Raw genomic sequence first — 17,461 nt, forward strand, 5'->3', positions numbered from 1 at the left:
ACACACAGCGACGCACGATGGTTGTGCGCGTACCCCCGCCTCAGCGCCCCAGGCGCCCGCGGACCATGCCGACCATTGAGTTGAGCTCCTCGATGCGCATCTTGCGTGCGGCCACGTAGAAGACACCGACAAGAAGGGCACCGCCGCCGAGCAGGGCGAGGAGCGAGCCGCCGACGCCCTGGCCCAGCGTGTGGCCGATTTCGTAGCAGGCCGCCCCGCTCAGCAGAGCGGCGGGCACCGAGGCGATCCCGAGCCGCGCGTACGTCCGCAGCACCCGGGCGCCGTCCAGGTCGCCGCCCAGCCGCTTGCGCAGCCGCGCCCAGGCCACTCCGACGCCGATCGCGTACGCGAGGCCGTAGGAGGCCGCCATGCCGACCACGGCCCAGCGGGCCGGGAGCAGGATGTAGCAGGCGGCCGAGGCGCCGGCGTTCACGGCGGCCACGATGACCGTGTTGTAGAAGGGGGTGCGGGTGTCCTCGTACGCGTAGAAGGCGCGGAGCACCACGTACTGCACCGAATAGGGGATCAGGCCGAGGGCGAAGGCCATCAGCATGTAGCCCATGTTGGTCGCGGAGCCGGTGCCGGATGAGCCGAAGATCAGCGTGCACATCGGGATGCCGAGCGCGAGGAACCCGAAGGCGATCGGCACGATCGCGACGGCCGTCGTGCGCAGGCCCTGGGAGATGTCGTCGCGTACGGCACCGCCGTCGCCCTCGGCGGCGGAGCGCGAGATGCGCGGCAGCAGGGCGGCCATCAGGGAGACGGTGATGATGGCCTGCGGGAGGCCCCAGATCAGCTGGGCGTTGGCGTAGGCGGCGAAGCCGGTGCCGGGGAACTTCTTGCCGGCGTGCTCACCCGCGGCGGTGGACAGCTGGCTGACGACCATGGCGCCTGCCTGGTTCGCCAGGACGAAGAGCACGGTCCACTTGGCGAGCATGGCGGCCTTGCCCAGGCCGTGGCCCTTCCAGTCGAAGCGCAGCCGCAGCCGGAAACCGGTCTCGCGCAGATACGGGATCATGGCGAGGGCCTGTACGACGAGGCCGAGCAGGACGCCCACGCCGAGGAGCCGTTGGCCCTCCGGAGGGATGTTGTCCACCGTCATCCCGGAGTGCGCGGCGCTGCCGTAGACCCACAGGAACATGCCCAGCGTCACGATGATGACGATGTTGTTGAGGACCGGTGTCCACATCATCGCGCCGAACTTTCCACGGGCGTTGAGGACCTGCCCCATCACCACGTGGATGCCCATGAAGAAGATCGAGGGCAGGAAGTAGCGGGTGAAGGTGATGGCGACTCCGTCGGCCTGCGGGTTGGTCGCGACCGAGTTCGACAGCACCCGGACCAGCAGCGGCGCGGCGAGCATCGCCAGAGCCGTCAGCAGGCCCAGGGCCACCATCACCAGCGTGAGGAGACGGTTGGCGTAGGCCTCGCCGCCGTCCTCGTCCTCCTTCATCGCGCGGACGAGCTGCGGCACGAAGACGGAGTTCAGGCCACCGCCCACGGTGAGGATGTAGATCATCGTCGGGAGCTGGTAGGCGACCTGGAAGGTGTCGCCGAGCACGCCGACGCCCAGGGCCGAGACGATCATCGCCGAGCGGATGAAGCCCGTGAGCCGGGAGACCATCGTGCCCGCCGCCATCACGGCGCTGGACTTCAGCAGGCCCGAGGCGCGCCCGCCCTTCTTGACCGGGGGCTCGGAGACGGCGGGGGCCGGTGCGGCCATGGGAGCCGCCTCGGCGGCCGGTCCGGGCGCGGGCGTGTACGCCCCGGGCTGCGCGAAGGCGTGGACGGGCTGCTGGAAGCGCCCCACGGGGCCCTGGCCCGGCGCGGGGGCGGGCATGGACGTCTGCTGCGGGTACGGCTGTCCGCCGCCCTGCTGCTGGTCACGGAGGAGGTGGGCGAAGGCGTCCGGCTCGTGGCGCTCCTCGCCGGCCTGGATGACCAGGTCGTCGACGCCCACGTACTGGGTCGTGCGGGGGTCGTCGCCGTAGGGCAGGTACTGCGTCGGGCCTGACGGCTCGGGCGCGGGCGGCTGGGCCCACACCTGGGGGTCCGGGGCGTACTGCGGCGTGGGCGGCTGTCCGTAGAGCGGCTGCTGCGGCTGGTGGGTGCCCGGGGCCGGCGGAGGGTGCGCGGCGCGGTCGTAGAGGGCCTCGGTGACCGGGTCCTGGGCGGAGAGGTCCTGCGCCCGGTAGGGGTCCTGCCGGTAGGCGTCCTGGAGGTACATGTCCGTCTGGGGGTGCGGCGGCATCTGGCCGGGCTCGTGCGGCGGCGGGCCCTCGGGGTGGCCCGAGCCGCCCTGGCCGCGGTCACCGTCGTACGGCGCGTTCATGGTTACCCCACCTCATTGTCCCCGGGCCGACCGGCCACGACGTCGCTCAACGGTCCACTCTCTCACCCGTGCTGGACGGGTCGGCGCTTTCGGGTGCGGTGTCCGGTACCGGGTCACTCGGCTGCTCCGGGTCGTCTGCCCCGTGTTCCGCGTCCGACTCCTGTTCGGGTCCCGTCGTGGGGCCTTCGGTGTCTTCAGTGTCTACGGTGCCGTCGGCCGAGTCGTTCAGGCCCCCCTCCGACGTGGTGACGTCCAGGTCGCCCTGCTCCTCCTCGGCCTGCCGTGCGGCCAGGCGCTTGCGCTGGGTGTACATGCGGAATCCGGCGAGGACCAGCAGCAGGACACCGCCTGCGATGACCAGCATCACCGTGGGCGTGATCTCGGTGACGTTCACGTCGAAGGTGACGGCGGGGCCGTACGCCTGGCCGTCCTCCGTGAAGAGCTGGGCGACCACGTCGGCGCGACCGTTGGCGTTGGCCGTGGTGGTGAACTTCACCGACTGGCTGTGCCCGCCGGAGACGCTGATGGGCTGCTCCGTGTAGGGGCCGTTGCCGATCTTGAGACGCGTCGGCTGCTGCGAGGTGAGCCGCAGCACCAGGTGGTCGACCCCTTGCATGAGGTTGTTCTGCACCGTCACGGGGATCGTGGCGCTGCGGCCCGAGAGCTTGGTCTCCGACTTGTCGATCAACCGGACCTGGTCCGTGAGCCCGTCGAGATACGACCCCACGTTCAGGCGGAAGTCCGCGGCCTTGATGGGGTGCCCTCGCCAGGAGGTGGACATGGCGCGGTCTATGGCCCGCCCGAAGGGGGTGACGACCCGCTCGCGGTCGGTGAGGATCACCTTGAAGTTGTCGAGCTTGCCCTGCGTGTCCTCGATCTCCTGGAACGCCGCCTGCGGCAGCTGCTCCTTGCGCAGCGACGAGGGGTACCGGGAGGTGGACGGCACGCGCGTCGTGGCCTGCGGGTCCGGCTTGGCGTCGGCGGCCGCGGACAGTCCGGCGGACTGCGACCAGTTGCTGCTCTGGAGGGTCTTCAGCGCCTGCGCCATCGCCTGGGCCTGGCTCGCGGACGGCATCCGCTGCGGGGCCACCACGATGCTGCGCTGCTTCTGCGGCTCCTCCAGGTTGGTCATCAGGCTCTGGGCGAGGAACCTCTGCACCGCCAGTGTGGCGGCGCCGGCCGAGGACATGTCGTCCTCGAACGCGGTCGACAGACCGGCGTCCGCGACCACCGCCGTGGTGCCACCACCGATGGGACGTGCCGAGGTCGGGGTGTAGTCCAGACCACCGGTCTCCTGGAGGCTGTCGCTGCGGGCGATGATCTCGTCGGCGCCGGCGGAGGTGGCGACCTTGACGATCGAGGGGTCGATCGCCCCCTCCACCGGCCAGGCGAAGTCGGTCTCGGGCTTCACATGGAGGATGGTCTCCACGGTGCTCCCGGCCACATCGGTGGCGTCCTTGAGATGGCTCAGGGAGCCGGTGACGTTCTTGCCGTCGTGGGCGAGCGAGGCGAGGTCGGGGTCGGCGAAGGGGAGGGCCACGACCTCCTTGTCCTGGACCGCCTGCTCGAGCTCGGAGAGCCATTGCTTGGCGACAGCCTGGTTCTTGCCCGTCGTGACCGAGCCGCCGCTGCCCTTGACGCTGTAGCTGCCCGCCATGGCGTCCACGGAGGCAAGCAGGTCGGGATCGATCACCCAGGTGACGTTCAGGCCCCTGCCCAGCGACAGGATCTGGGAGAGACGGCCGCCCGGAGCGATCTCCTTGGCCAGTTCGTCGTTCTGGAAGACGGGGGTCTGCTGCTGGTTGGGAAGGGTCTCCGCGGTCATGTGGACGGAGGAGATCAGCGGCCAGAGGTACGTCGTCTTCGTCTTGACGTTCGCGCCGTCCGGCTGCCATGGCACGAACGTCCGTTGGATGCCGAGGACCTGCTCGTACGGCTGCGCGGAGGTCTGGCCGGAGAGCGAGACGCCGAGCTGGTAGACCCCGTCGGAGCCCAGGTCGAGCGCCTTGACGGGCACGGAGAGGCTGAAGTCCTGCCGGCCGCCGGGAGTGATCTTGTCAAAGTCCTGGACGTACTTGCCGCCGAGTTCGGTGCCGTCGAGACCAGGGGCGTAGCCGGTGCGCCGGGCGGCGCTGTCGATCGCCCCGCGGCTGTTCAGGGACGGGCCGACCCGCAGGCCCACATGCGCGTCCGTGACCGTCTGGTTGCCGTTGTTGGTGACCGTCCCGGAGACGGTCAGGGTGTCGCCGCCGGTCGGAGCGCTGGGGGTGACCGAGTCGAGGGAGACACTGACCGTGCCGGAACCGCTCGCTGCCACCGGGGCGCTCTTCTCGGCGGCGTACGCCGCCGGCCCGGCGGGCAGCTGTAGCAGGCCCGCCAGCAGGGGCGCACCCGCGAGCAGTGCTCCGGTGCGCCGGAGCCACCGGCGGGCAGGTGAGGGACTCATCCCCTGGAAGTCTGCCGCCTCGGCCACGCGCTCGCCCGTCCCTCGTCGTCGTCAGTGGTCGTCGGAATGTGCGTCCAGGCATGGTAACGATGCGCGCGGAGGGGAAGTGCCGCGGTCCGCCTCCCAAGATCGGGAACGAGGGGCGGCCTGTCCTATATAAAGGCGTATCGACCAGGGAATCCGCACAGGGCGTTTCTGCATGGTTACGCTAAAGCTTGTGGGCGTTTAATCGAGGCGCCCCCGCTCGCCCGGGCCACGTACCCTTTTCTGTTGTGCCGAACGCCAACGAAGACAATCCCAGCGCCCTGAGCCAGGTGCAGCACCGTGCAGTGAGTGAACTGCTGCGGGTGTCCCCTGTCGCCGACGACCTCGCCCGCCGCTTCCAGGAGGCCGGGTTCTCGCTCGCCCTGGTCGGCGGCTCGGTGCGGGATGCCCTCCTCGGCCGGCTCGGTAACGATCTCGACTTCACGACCGACGCGCGCCCGGAGGACGTGCTGAAGATCGTGCGGCCGTGGGCTGACGCCACCTGGGACGTCGGTATCGCCTTCGGAACGGTCGGTGCCCAGAAGGACGCCCGCGTCGGCGACGCGGTACAGCGCTTTCAGATCGAGGTGACGACCTACCGGTCCGAGGCGTACGACCGCACCTCGCGCAAGCCCGAGGTCTCCTACGGCGACTCGATCGAGCAGGACCTGGTCCGCCGTGACTTCACCGTGAACGCCATGGCCGTCGCGCTGCCCGAGAAGGAGTTCATCGATCCCTATCACGGGCTCGACGACCTTGCTTCCCGGGTGCTGCGGACACCGGGCACGCCGGAAGAGTCCTTCTCCGACGATCCGCTGCGGATGATGCGTGCCGCCCGGTTCGCGGCCCAGCTGGACTTCGAGGTCGCTCCCGAGGTCGTCACGGCGATGAAGGAGATGGCCGGGCGTATCGAGATCGTTTCCGCCGAACGCGTACGGGACGAGCTGAACAAGCTGCTCCTGTCCGCGGAGCCGCGGAGCGGACTGAAGCTCCTCGTCGAGACGGGGCTCGCCGATCATGTTCTGCCGGAGCTGCCCGCGCTGCGGCTGGAGCGCGATGAGCACCACCGACACAAGGACGTCTACGACCACACGCTGATCGTCCTGGAACAGGCCATGGCGCTCGAGAACGAGGGCCCGGACCTGACCCTGCGGCTTGCTGCTCTGCTGCATGACATCGGCAAGCCGAGGACACGCCGCTTCGAGATGGACGGCCGCGTCTCCTTCCATCATCACGAGGTGGTGGGCGCCAAGATGACCAAGAAGCGAATGACGGCGCTCAAGTACCCGAACGACCTGGTGAAGGACGTCTCCCGGCTGGTCGAGCTCCATCTGCGCTTCCATGGCTACGGCACCGGAGAGTGGACGGACTCCGCGGTGCGCCGGTACGTCCGTGACGCGGGCCCGCTCCTCGAACGTCTCCACAAGCTCACCCGGTCCGACTGCACCACCCGCAACAAGCGGAAGGCGGCGGCGCTCTCCCGCGCGTACGACGGGCTGGAGGAGCGCATCGCCCAGCTCCAGGAGCAGGAGGAGCTGGACTCGATCCGCCCCGATCTGGACGGCAACCAGATCATGGAGATCCTGGGTGTCCGCCCCGGCCCCATCGTCGGTCAGGCGTACAAGTTCCTGTTGGAGCTGCGTCTGGAGAACGGGCCCATGGAGCACGACGCCGCAGTGGCGGCGCTCAAGGAGTGGGCGGCCGAGCACGGCTCCTGAGATGAAGTGGGGGCATGTTTCACGTGAAACATGCCCCTGGATGTGCGGAGGGGCGATGTTTCACGTGAAACATCGCCCCTCCGGCCTGTGCGGACCGACGCGTTACTTGTTGTCCTTCAGGCAGAGCACCACATCGTGGCCGTTGCCGTACTGGACGTAGGAGATCGTCGCGTCCTTGACGGCCTCGCACTTGCTGTCATCGGTGGTGTCGTCGAACTTCTGGACGACCTTGTACTGGGCCTCGCTGGAGGAACAGTCGACCTCGTTCAGGTCTGCCTTGGAGTTCGTGCCGTCGTTGTGCATACAGGCGCCCACGGACGTGGTCTCGGCGTCCGTCTGGCTGCTCCACCAGCCGATGCCGAACTTCACGGCCAGGACGAGGATGGCGACGATGACGGTCCCGACGATGCGCAGCGCCTTCTTCCCCGCACGCTTGCCGGGGCCCGCCTGCGGCGGCGTGGGGGCGGGGGCTCCCTGGTTCGGGAACGGGGTGTAGGGGGCCTGCGGGGCTCCGGGGTAGCCGCCCTGCTGCGGCGGAACTCCGGGCTGACCGGCCTGCTGTCCCATGGGCGCCGGGGGCTGCTGGGCGTACGGGTTCGTGCCCTGGGGCGGCGGCGGAGTGGTCACTATGAGGGTCCCCCTCGAACGTGAATGCGTTATGCATGAAAGTAAGACGCACGTAAGTTATCGGCCCCCACTGACAACCTTGAAGCTCAGAGGGGTTCCGTATCCCTGATGTGACACTTACTGGTGTTCGAAGCGGGACATAGTCACAGCAACTGCCGTATAGACCAAGGCAACCGTGACCACCAGGGCGGCTGAGCGGCCGTCAGGAGGCAGCATCAGAGCGGCGAGCCCGGCCGCGCCGACGAAAGCGGCGTTGAAGAGCACGTCGTACACCGAGAAGACCCGGCCTCGGAAGGCGTCCTCGACCGCCGACTGGACGATCGTGTCCGTGGAGATCTTGGCACCCTGGGTGATCAGTCCCAGGACGAAGGCGGCGACCAGCAGGGGTCCGACGGCGAACGGAAGGCCGAGCGCGGGCTCCAGCACCGCGGCGGCCGCGGCGCACACGGCGATCCAGCGGCCGGGACCGAGCCGTCCCGCCGCCCACGGTGTCACCACGGCCGCGGCGAAGAATCCGGCACCGGACACCGCCAGCGCCATCCCCAGCAGGGCGAGCCCGTGCGCCGGGTCCGAGGCCAGGGCGTAGCGGCACAGCATGAGCAGCAGGACCAGCAGCGCGCCGTAGCAGAACCGCATCAGCGTCATGGCGGTGAGCGCCCAGACGGCCTCCTGGCGCGGAGGCTCGGCCAGATGGCGTACGCCCGCCACCAGGGCGCGCAGGGTGCCGGCGAGCGCTGTGCCCAGCCGTGGTGGCACCGCGGTCCGGTCGGGCCCCAACTGGTCCGGTGCCAGGCTGAGCGAGACGAGGGCCGATCCCAGATACAGGGCCGCAGCCAGCAGGACCACGGCCGCGTCGGATCCCGCGGCCACCAGGCGGACCAGGAAGGCGAGTCCGCCGCCCGCGGTCGCGGCGATCGTGCCGGCTGTCGGGGAGAGCGAGTTGGCCATCACCAGGCGCTCGCCGTCGACCACGTGCGGCAGGGAGGCCGACAGTCCCGCGAGGACGAAGCGGTTGACCGCGGTGACACAGAGCGCGGAGGCGTAGAAGAGCCAGTCCGGTACCTGAGCCAGCATCAGAACGGCCGTACCACAGGCCAGCAGGGTGCGCAGCAGATTGCCGTGGAGAAAGACCTGGCGCCGTCGCCAGCGGTCCAGCAGGACTCCCGCGAAGGGGCCGACGAGGGAGTAGGGAAGGAGCAGTACCGCCATCGTGGAGGCGATGGCTGTGGCCGAGGTCTGCTTCTCCGGGGAGAAGACGACGTACGCGGCGAGTGCGACCTGGTAGACGCCGTCGGCTCCCTGGGAGAGCAGCCGCACGGCGAGCAGACGCCGGAAGTCCCGGAAGCGCAGGAGGACGCTCAGGTCGCGCACGACGGACATGGGGCCCAGCCTCACATACGCGCAGGGTCCCCGGGCACCTGCCCCGGGGACCCTGCACAGGTCGCGGACGAACGGGCGTCTTAGCGCTCGACCTCGCCGTTGATGAACTTCTCGACGTTCTCGCGGGCCTCGTCGTCGAAGTACTGGACCGGCGGGGACTTCATGAAGTAAGACGACGCCGACAGGATCGGACCACCGATGCCGCGGTCCTTGGCGATCTTCGCGGCGCGCAGGGCGTCGATGATGACACCCGCGGAGTTCGGGGAGTCCCAGACCTCGAGCTTGTACTCGAGGTTCAGCGGGACGTCGCCGAAGGCACGACCCTCGAGGCGGACGTAGGCCCACTTGCGGTCGTCCAGCCAGGCCACGTAGTCGGACGGGCCGATGTGGACGTTCTTCTCGCCGAGGTCCCGGTCGGGGATCTGGGAGGTGACGGCCTGCGTCTTGGAGATCTTCTTGGACTCCAGGCGCTCACGCTCGAGCATGTTCTTGAAGTCCATGTTGCCGCCGACGTTCAGCTGCATCGTGCGGTCCAGGACGACACCCCGGTCCTCGAACAGCTTCGCCATGACGCGGTGCGTGATGGTGGCGCCGACCTGCGACTTGATGTCGTCACCGACGATCGGGACGCCCGCCTCGGTGAACTTGTCGGCCCACTCCTTGGTGCCGGCGATGAAGACCGGAAGGGCGTTGACGAAGGCGACCTTGGCGTCGATGGCGCACTGGGCGTAGAACTTCGCCGCGTCCTCGGAGCCGACGGGCAGGTAGCAGACCAGGACGTCGACCTGCTTGTCCTTGAGGACCTGGACGATGTCGACCGGCTCCTCGGCGGACTCCTCGATGGTGGCGCGGTAGTACTTGCCGAGGCCGTCGAGGGTGTGGCCGCGCTGGACCGTCACGCCGGTGGAGGGGACGTCGCAGATCTTGATGGTGTTGTTCTCCGAGGCGCCGATGGCGTCCGCCAGGTCGAGACCGACCTTCTTGGCGTCCACGTCGAACGCGGCGACGAACTCGACGTCACGGACGTGGTAGTCGCCGAACTGGACGTGCATCAGGCCCGGGACCTTGGACGCCGGGTCGGCGTCCTTGTAGTACTCGACGCCCTGCACCAGCGATGCGGCGCAGTTGCCCACGCCGACGATGGCTACGCGAACCGAACCCATTCCGGTTGCTCCCTGTGTGTGCGAGGTGAAGCCCCGAATGGACCTCACGTGGTGGTGTCGTCGGACGGATCCGGCCGGGTGCCGTCCCGGTGCCGGGGCAGGCCGCCCGTCTCTCCAGATGTGCTGCCGTGAGCGGAGCCGTCGGCGGTGGAACCCCTGAGGTCCCGTCCGGCCCGCTCGCTCTCGATGAGCTCGTTCAGCCAGCGCACTTCGCGCTCCACGGACTCCATTCCGTGGCGCTGGAGCTCGAGGGTGTAGTCGTCCAGGCGCTCCCGGGTGCGCGCCAGGGAGGCCCGCATCTTCTCCAGGCGTTCCTCCAGCCGGCTGCGGCGGCCCTCGAGCACGCGCATGCGCACGTCGCGGGACGTCTGCCCGAAGAAGGCGAAGCGAGCGGCGAAGTGCTCGTCCTCGTAGACGTCGGGGCCCGTCTGCGTGAGCAGCTCCTCGAAGTGCTCCTTACCTTCCGCCGTGAGCCGGTAGACGATCTTGGCGCGGCGTCCCGCGAGCGGAGCGGCGTGGGCATCGTCGGCGGTACCACCCGTCTCCTCGATCAACCAGCCGTTGGCGACCAGCGTCTTGAGGCACGGGTAGAGCGTCCCGTAGCTGAACGCACGGAATACACCCAGTGATGTATTGAGTCGTTTGCGCAGCTCGTAGCCGTGCATCGGGGACTCGCGGAGCAGGCCGAGGACGGCGAACTCAAGGATCCCGGAACGCCGGCTCATGTGCGCCTCCTCTCTGCCGCTGTCTCGTCCGCGCGGTCTTTATGCCGTGCTGATGTATCGACTCGATACATCAGCACGATAGAACGCCCCTCCGGGTGCGACAAGAGGGGGCAGGGTGAACGGGGTCACATCACCGATTCGTTGGATGCAAGTTGCCTGATTTGGGGTGAACTCCTGGGCTCGGTCGGTTTTGGCGGTGCGTAGTCTGTGCGGCATGCACACCTCCGGGAACCGAGTGACGCCCGGGGACGTCCTCGTCCCTGGTGCAGTACGGGTGAATGCACGAACGACCGCATCCGTACTTCGGGGGGACCGGAAACCAGCCGCCGTTTCCAGGCGCGACAGGATGCGCCTGCCCGAGGAGTAATCGTTCGATGAGCGAGCACCGTCGCAAACCGCCGCAGCCGCAGGGAGGCGGACGTGCCGCGGCCCGACGCGGCCAATCGGCGCCCTCCGGCCGCCGTGCGGCACCGCGAGGCGCCACCGGGTCCCCTTCCGACTCCTATGGAGCGGGAGGTGAGGAGCGCCCGTACGGCAGCCGCGCCGAGGCCCGGCGGGCGGCCCAGAGAAACGGTGGAGGCCGACGCCGAGGGCCAGAGGGCCCGGGGCGCGGTCCTGGCAGAGGCCGGAACACCCCACCCGACAGGAAACGCCTCATCGACTACCCACGTGCCGGCAAGTACGGCGCCGCACGCTGGGTGCCCTCGTGGAAGCTGGTCACGGGCCTGTTCATCGGCTTCATAGGGAGCCTGGTGGCGGTCGCAGGCGTCGGCTACGCACTCGTGAGCGTTCCGGACGTGGCCAAGACGGCGACGGCCCAGAACAACGTCTTCTACTGGGCCGACGGCAGCCAGATGGTGGCCACCGGCGGTGAGATGAACCGCCAGATCATCAACTACGCCCAGATCCCCAAGGCGATGCGGTACGCCGTCATCTCGCAGGAGAACAAGACCTTCGAGACGGACAGCGGCGTCGACCCCATGGGCATCGCGCGGGCCCTCTTCAACATGGCCAGGGGCGGCCAGACGCAGGGTGGCTCCACCATCACCCAGCAGTACGTCAAGAACGCGATGCTGGACGACCAGTCGCAGACGGTCACCCGAAAGTTCAAAGAGATCTTCGTCGCGATCAAGGTGGGGACCAACGTCCCCAAGGACCAGATCATGGCCGGCTATCTGAACTCCGGCTACTACGGGCGGGGCGCCTACGGACTTCAGGCAGCCTCGCGGGCGTACTTCAACAAGGACGCCACCTATCTGAACCCCGGTGAGTGCGCCTTCCTGGCGGCGATGCTCAAGGGCGCCACGTACTACGACCCGGCGGGCGCGGTGGCCCTCGACCCGAGCGCCACTCCACAGGCGAACAGCAGGCGGGCCGAGGCCCAGATGCAGGACACCCTCAACAAGATGGTCCAGTACGGCCATCTGAGTGCCGAGGAGCGAGCCAAGTACACCAAGCTGCCCGATGTCCATAACCCGCGGTCGAACAGCCGGCTGAGCGGTCAGGTCGGCTATCTCGTCGACCTCGCCAAGGCGTACCTGGTCAACAACACGAGCATCTCGGCCAGCGACCTGCAGCGGGGCGGTTACTCGATCTACACGACGTTCGAGAAGAAGAAGGTCGACGCCCTCGAGAAGGCCGTCAAGAACGTCCAGCAGGCCAACATCAAGCCCAAGCTGCGCCCGAACACCGACAAGTTCGTCCAGTTCGGCGGGGCTTCCGTGGATCCCTCCAGCGGCGCCATCAAGGCGATCTACGGCGGCGAGGACGCGACCAAGCACTTCACCAACAACGCGGACCAGACCGGTGCGCAGGTGGGTTCGACGTTCAAGCCGTTCGTGCTGGCGGCGGCCATGCAGGACGGCGTACGCAATCCCGACGGGCCGGAGTCGCAAGCACAGGACGAACGCACGCCGGTCTCACCCAAGAGCCTGTACAGCGGCAAGAACAAGCTCAAGATCATGGAGTACAACAAGACGGTCTGGAAGAACGAGAAGGGCGAGGAGTGGCTGCAGACGAACGACGGCGGTGAGTCGGTGGGCAACGCGCCGGACTACAAGATCGACCTTCGTGAGGCGATGCGGCTCTCGGTCAACTCCGCCTACGTCCAGCTCGGCATGGATGTCGGTCTGGACAAGGTCAAGCAGGCGGCCCTGAGCGCCGGCATTCTCAAGTCCAGTCTCGCGAGCGCCAACTTCCCCTCGTTCTCGATCGGAACCTCCGACCCCAGTGCCATCCGTATGGCCGGCGCCTACGCCACCTTCGCGGCCAGCGGCCAGCAGAACGAACCGTTCTCGGTCACGAAGGTCACGAGCAAGGACGGCACGGTCTTCGAACACAAGGCCAAGCCCAACGACGCCTTCACCTCGAAGGTCGCCGACAACGTGACCGACGTCCTGAGGACCGTGGTCGACAAGGGCACCGGTACCGCCGCGCAGCTGCCCGGCCGGGAGGTCGCGGGCAAGACCGGTACGACCGACGGCAACAAGTCCGCCTGGTTCGTCGGGTACACCCCGCAGCTGTCGACCTCGATCGGCATGTTCCGGTTGGACGACAACGAGAACAACAAGTCCCGCGAGTTCCTGGAGATGTACGGAACGGGCGGCCAGAAGAAGATCCACGGCGCCTCGTTCCCGGCCGAGATCTGGCACGACTACATGTTGCAGGCGCTCCAGGGCGAGCCGGTGAAGAACTTCCCGACGCCCCAGCCCATCGGTGAGATCGTGAACGACACCCCGAGCCCGAGCGTGACCCCCACGCCCACGCCGAGCAGCACGCCGAGCCCGACGCCGACCCCGACGCCGAGTGCGACGCTCACCTCTCCCTCGCCGCCGCCCAGCGACACATGCGGCCCCTTCAGCTGGAACTGTGGCAACGGCAACGGTGGCGCCAACGGCAACGGCGGCGGTACCGACGCCGGCAGCACGGGTGGAGTGACCTCGAGCCCCACGGAGACCTCCGGAAACGGAACCACCCGGGGCAACGGCAATGGAGGAGGGTTCATCAGCGGCCCCAACGGGTGACCGTCACTGACCGTCCTCGCTGTGAAACTCTCTGTTTCACGTGAAACATCGGCCGAAGAGGGGCCGTCCCACCAGCGAGGTGGGGCGGCCCCCGGCATTTTCCTAGGTGCATGCGGCAGGATGACCCCCATGCCCAGTGCAGAGACGACGCGAGCGAGCGTCCACGAGCCGGACGTGGTGCGGCCGACCCGGGAGGACGAGGTCGCCGCGGCCGGGAGTGAGCTGATCGGCGGCCCCATCGGGCGGCGCGCACTGCTGGGGACGTCCTGGTGGACTCCCGTACGGGTCGTGGCGCTCGTCGCGATCGGCCTGTTCGCCCTCGGTATGGTCCAGAAGCTGCCCTGCTACGACAGCGGCTGGTTCTTCGGTGCCAGCTCCCAGTACACCCACGCGTGCTACTCGGACATCCCGCACCTCTACCAGGGCCGAGGCTTCGCCGATGGGCTCGTGCCCTACTTCGACAAGCTTCCCGGGGACATGAACTACCTCGAGTACCCGGTGCTCACCGGTGTGTTCATGGAGGTAGCCTCCTGGCTGACGCCGAGCAGCGGCGACATCCAGTCCCGGGAACAGATCTACTGGATGGTCAACGCCGGCATGCTGCTGGTGTGCGCCGTGGTCATCGCGGTGTGCACCGCCCGGATCCACCGTCGGCGGCCCTGGGACGGCCTTCTGGTCGCCCTGGCGCCCGCCTTCGCGCTGACGGCGACCATCAACTGGGATCTGCTCGCCGTGGCCCTGCTGGCCGCCGCGATGCTGATGTGGTCACGCGGCCGTGCCCTGGCCTTCGGCATCCTGGTGGGGCTCGCCACGGCCGCCAAGTTCTATCCGTTCCTGGTGCTCGGACCGCTCCTCGTGCTGTGCTGGCGCGCGGGCAAGTGGCGCGAGTTCTCGACCGCGGTGCTGGGCGCGGTGGGGGCGTGGCTCGTGGTCAATGTGCCGGTGATGCTCCTCGCGCCGCAGGGCTGGTCGAAGTTCTACAGCTTCAGCAAGGAGCGGGGGGTCGACTTCGGATCGATCTTCCTGTTCGTCTCGCGCTGGCTCAACGTCGACATCCCTGCGGACACGGCCAATGCCTGGGCGATGTTCCTGATGGTGGCCGCCTGCGCGGGAATCGCGGCCATCACGCTGACGGCCCCGCGCCGCCCGCGTTTCGCGCAGCTCGTCTTCCTGATCGTCGCGGTGTTCATCCTCACCAACAAGGTCTACTCGCCGCAGTACGTGCTGTGGCTGGTTCCCCTCGCCGCGCTGGCCCGGCCGCGCTGGCGGGACTTCCTGATCTGGCAGGCCTGCGAGGTGGGGTACTTCCTGGGGATCTGGATGTACCTCGCGTACACGAGCAGCGGAGACGCCCACAAGGGCCTGCCGTCGGACGGGTACCAGGTGGCCATAGCCGTCCATCTGCTGGGGACGCTGTATCTGTGCGCCGTCGTCGTGCGGGACATCCTCATGCCGGAGCGGGACATGGTGCGCCGGGCCGGTGACGACGACCCGTCCGGCGGTGTGCTGGACGGAGCGGAGGACGTCTTCGTGCTGGGTGCCGCGGCCCATCCGCCACGGCACGCGGCGGCTTTCGAGGGGCCGCACGTGGAGTGGGGGAGCCGGGACGCGGACCCTGTGGAGGGCGGTTCGCCCTGAGCGAACAGGCGCCGGGGCCGTCATGCACAAGGCCGTACACGGGCTTCCGTGTACGGCCTTGGTGTTGTCGGGCCCGGGGTCAGCGGTCGACGATCCGGTCGAACTGGGTGGTGGTGTGCCGCAGATGGGCCACCAGTTCGTCGCCCACCTTCGGCTCCGTGGCGTCCGCGGGGACGAACAGGATCGAGACCTGCATATGGGGCGGCTCGGCGAACCAGCGCTGCTTGCCCGCCCAGACGAACGGCGAGAGATTCCGGTTCACCGTCGCGAGGCCGGCCCGGGCGACGCCCTTGGCGCGTGGCATGACGCCGTGCAGGGCCTTGGGAGCCTCCAGACCCACCCCGTGGGACGTTCCGCCCGCCACGACGACCAGGAAGCCGTCGGAGGCCGCCTTCTGCTGCCGGTAGCCGAAGCGCTCGCCCTTGGCGACCCGTGTGACGTCCAGGACCGCTCCGCGGTACTCGGTCGCCTCGTGGTCCCCCAGCCACAGCCGGGTGCCGATGCGAGCCCGGAAGCGGGTCTGCGGGAACTGCTGCTGCAGACGGGCCAGCTCCTCCGCCTTGAGGTGGCTGACGAACATCGTGTGCAGCGGCAGCCGGGCCGCACGCAGCCGGTCCATCCAGCCGATGACCTCCTCGACGGCGTCCGAGCCGTCGGTGCGGTCGAGCGGGAGGTGGATGGCGAAGCCCTCCAGCCGGACGTTCTCTATGGCCTGGTGCAGCAGCGGCAGGTCCTGCTCGCTCACCCCGTGTCGTTTCATCGAGGACATCACCTCGATGACCACACGGGCCCCCACGAGCCCGTAGACGCCGTCCACGGACGACACCGACCGGATGACGCGGTCCGGCAGCGGTACCGGCTCCTCGCCGCGCCTGAAGGGCGTCAGAACGAGCAGATCGCCACCGAACCAGTCCTTGATCCGGCCCGCCTCGTACGTCGTTCCCACGGCGAGGACGTCCGAGCCCAGCCGCGTGGCCTCTTCCGCCAGCCGCTCGTGGCCGAAGCCGTAGCCGTTGCCCTTGCAGACCGGGACGAGCGCCGGGAACTGCTCCTGGACGTGCTTGTGGTGTGCCCGCCATCGCGCGGTGTCGACGTAGAGCGTGAGCGCCATGGCCGGTCCCGGAACCTTTCTCGTGGCTGCGGTGTATCAGAGGTCTGAGAGGGAATTGTGATGGATCCGTCGAGCCGACGCGACGCCCGACCGCTCGTGCGGTCCGGCGCGGGCTCCGGAATCAGCGGCGCGACATGTAGATGTCGAGCGCCTTGTGGAGCAGCTTGTTCAGCGGGAAGTCCCACTCGCCGAGGTATTCGGCGGCCTGACCGCCCGTGCCCACCTTGAACTGGATCAGGCCGAACAGGTGGTCGGTCTCGTCCAGCGAGTCGGAGATGCCGCGCAGGTCGTAGACCGTCGCGCCGAGCGCGTAGGCGTCCCGCAGCATCCGCCACTGCATCGCGTTGGAGGGACGGAACTCACGGCCGACGTTGTCGGAGGCACCGTAGGAGTACCAGACGTGCCCGCCGACGATCAGCATCGTCGCCGCCGACAGGTTCACCCCGTTGTGCCGGGCGAAATAGAGCCGCATGCGGTTGGGGTCCTCGGTGTTGAGAGCCGTCCACATGCGCTGGAAGTACGACAGCGGGCGGGGCCGGAAGTGGTCGCGCACGGCCGTGATCTCGTAGAGCCGCTGCCACTCCTCGAGGTCGTGGTAACCGCCCTGGACGACCTCGACACCGGCCTTCTCGGCCTTCTTGATGTTGCGGCGCCACAGCTGGTTGAAGTTCTTGTGGACCTCTTCCAGGGAACGGTTGGCGAGCGGTACCTGGTAGACGTAGCGGGGCTGCACGTCGCCGAAGCCGGCGCCGCCGTCCTCGCCCTGCTGCCAGCCCATGCGGCGCAGCTTGTCGGCCACCTCGAAGGCGCGCGGCTCGATGAAGTCGGCCTCGATGTCGCGCAGGCGCTTCACATCCGGGTCCTGGATGCCCTGCTTGATGGACCCGGCCTCCCAGCGCCGGATGATGACCGGCGGGCCCATCTTCACGGAGAACGCGCCCTGGTGCTTGAGGTGCGCCAGCATCGGCTGGAGCCAGTCGTCCAGGTTGGGCGCGTACCAGTTGATCACCGGGCCCTCGGGAAGGTACGCGAGATAGCGCTTGATCTTGGGCAGCTGGCGGTACAACACCAGTCCGACGCCCACCAGTTCGCCGCTCTTGTCGAACCAGCCGAGGTTCTCCGACCGCCACTCGGCCTTGACGTCTGCCCAGGCCGGGACCTGCATGTGGCTTGCCGCCGGCAGGCTCTGGATGTACGCCAGATGCTGCTCGCGGCTGATCGTCCTCAGGGTCAGGCTCATACGGGGCGCTCCTCGGGCTGGGGTGTCCCCATGG

The 17,461-nt window shown here is 68.5% G+C and carries 11 protein-coding genes; 3 read left to right on the forward strand and 8 right to left on the reverse strand.

The annotated features are described in order from the left end of the window. Positions 1 to 40 precede the first annotated feature (40 nt). On the reverse strand, positions 41 to 2,332 hold the full coding sequence (gene murJ, locus ACFY2Z_RS12935; RefSeq protein ID WP_390744222.1) for a murein biosynthesis integral membrane protein MurJ: 2,292 nt from the start codon (positions 2,330 to 2,332) through the stop codon (positions 41 to 43). Between the two features lie 46 nt (positions 2,333 to 2,378). Then, a complete protein-coding gene (locus ACFY2Z_RS12940; RefSeq protein ID WP_390744223.1) occupies positions 2,379 to 4,805 on the reverse strand; it encodes a DUF6049 family protein in 2,427 nt (808 codons plus the stop codon). Between the two features lie 245 nt (positions 4,806 to 5,050). On the opposite strand from ACFY2Z_RS12940, the gene ACFY2Z_RS12945 reads away from it, so the two are divergent. Next, positions 5,051 to 6,520 carry a CCA tRNA nucleotidyltransferase gene (locus ACFY2Z_RS12945; protein ID WP_390744224.1) on the forward strand — a complete coding sequence of 490 codons (1,470 nt, stop codon included), beginning with the start codon at positions 5,051 to 5,053 and terminating at the stop codon, positions 6,518 to 6,520. Positions 6,521 to 6,622: 102 nt separating this feature from the next. Here ACFY2Z_RS12945 and ACFY2Z_RS12950 read toward each other — a convergent pair whose 3' ends face one another. The 4 genes from ACFY2Z_RS12950 to ACFY2Z_RS12965 all read right to left on the reverse strand — a co-directional run bounded on the left by ACFY2Z_RS12950 (position 6,623) and on the right by ACFY2Z_RS12965 (position 10,415). Further along, positions 6,623 to 7,147 (reverse strand): hypothetical protein, encoded by a 525-nt coding sequence (locus ACFY2Z_RS12950; RefSeq protein WP_390744225.1) that lies wholly within the window; start codon positions 7,145 to 7,147, stop codon positions 6,623 to 6,625. Positions 7,148 to 7,264: 117 nt separating this feature from the next. Further along, positions 7,265 to 8,527 (reverse strand): MFS transporter, encoded by a 1,263-nt coding sequence (locus tag ACFY2Z_RS12955; protein ID WP_390744226.1) that lies wholly within the window; start codon positions 8,525 to 8,527, stop codon positions 7,265 to 7,267. Between the two features lie 80 nt (positions 8,528 to 8,607). Beyond that, entirely contained in the window at positions 8,608 to 9,690 is a 1,083-nt protein-coding gene (locus ACFY2Z_RS12960) for an inositol-3-phosphate synthase (RefSeq protein WP_390744227.1), read from the reverse strand. 44 nt (positions 9,691 to 9,734) lie between these two features. Continuing rightward, positions 9,735 to 10,415: a PadR family transcriptional regulator gene (locus ACFY2Z_RS12965; protein WP_390744228.1), complete on the reverse strand. Its 681-nt coding sequence runs from the start codon at positions 10,413 to 10,415 to the stop codon at positions 9,735 to 9,737. A 374-nt stretch (positions 10,416 to 10,789) separates the two neighbouring features. On the opposite strand from ACFY2Z_RS12965, the gene ACFY2Z_RS12970 reads away from it, so the two are divergent. Together ACFY2Z_RS12970 and ACFY2Z_RS12975 are read left to right on the forward strand one after the other, a co-directional pair. Then, positions 10,790 to 13,438: a transglycosylase domain-containing protein gene (locus ACFY2Z_RS12970; protein ID WP_390744229.1), complete on the forward strand. Its 2,649-nt coding sequence runs from the start codon at positions 10,790 to 10,792 to the stop codon at positions 13,436 to 13,438. A 129-nt stretch (positions 13,439 to 13,567) separates the two neighbouring features. Beyond that, a complete protein-coding gene (locus ACFY2Z_RS12975) occupies positions 13,568 to 15,076 on the forward strand; it encodes a glycosyltransferase family 87 protein (protein WP_390744230.1) in 1,509 nt (502 codons plus the stop codon). Between the two features lie 79 nt (positions 15,077 to 15,155). On the opposite strand, the gene ACFY2Z_RS12980 is transcribed toward ACFY2Z_RS12975, so the two are convergent. Together ACFY2Z_RS12980 and femX are read right to left on the reverse strand one after the other, a co-directional pair. Beyond that, positions 15,156 to 16,187, reverse strand: coding sequence for an alanine racemase (locus ACFY2Z_RS12980; RefSeq protein ID WP_390744231.1), 1,032 nt, complete (start codon positions 16,185 to 16,187; stop codon positions 15,156 to 15,158). Between the two features lie 121 nt (positions 16,188 to 16,308). Then, positions 16,309 to 17,427, reverse strand: coding sequence for a peptidoglycan bridge formation glycyltransferase FemX (femX, locus tag ACFY2Z_RS12985; RefSeq protein ID WP_390744232.1), 1,119 nt, complete (start codon positions 17,425 to 17,427; stop codon positions 16,309 to 16,311). Positions 17,428 to 17,461 lie beyond the last annotated feature (34 nt).

The organism is Streptomyces sp. NPDC001222, assembly GCF_042896945.1.
Classification (GTDB): domain Bacteria; phylum Actinomycetota; class Actinomycetes; order Streptomycetales; family Streptomycetaceae; genus Streptomyces; species Streptomyces gibsoniae.

What these genes read in the sequence shown, in the direction of transcription:
- murJ (WP_390744222.1), bottom strand. Translation starts at nt 2,332, where the DNA reads ATGAACGCGCCGTACGACGGTGACCGCGGCCAGGGCGGCTCGGGCCAC.
- ACFY2Z_RS12955 (WP_390744226.1), bottom strand. Translation starts at nt 8,527, where the DNA reads ATGTCCGTCGTGCGCGACCTGAGCGTCCTCCTGCGCTTCCGGGACTTC.
- ACFY2Z_RS12960 (WP_390744227.1), bottom strand. Translation starts at nt 9,690, where the DNA reads ATGGGTTCGGTTCGCGTAGCCATCGTCGGCGTGGGCAACTGCGCCGCA.
- ACFY2Z_RS12965 (WP_390744228.1), bottom strand. Translation starts at nt 10,415, where the DNA reads ATGAGCCGGCGTTCCGGGATCCTTGAGTTCGCCGTCCTCGGCCTGCTC.
- ACFY2Z_RS12970 (WP_390744229.1), top strand. Translation starts at nt 10,790, where the DNA reads ATGAGCGAGCACCGTCGCAAACCGCCGCAGCCGCAGGGAGGCGGACGT.
- ACFY2Z_RS12975 (WP_390744230.1), top strand. Translation starts at nt 13,568, where the DNA reads ATGCCCAGTGCAGAGACGACGCGAGCGAGCGTCCACGAGCCGGACGTG.
- ACFY2Z_RS12980 (WP_390744231.1), bottom strand. Translation starts at nt 16,187, where the DNA reads ATGGCGCTCACGCTCTACGTCGACACCGCGCGATGGCGGGCACACCAC.
- femX (WP_390744232.1), bottom strand. Translation starts at nt 17,427, where the DNA reads ATGAGCCTGACCCTGAGGACGATCAGCCGCGAGCAGCATCTGGCGTAC.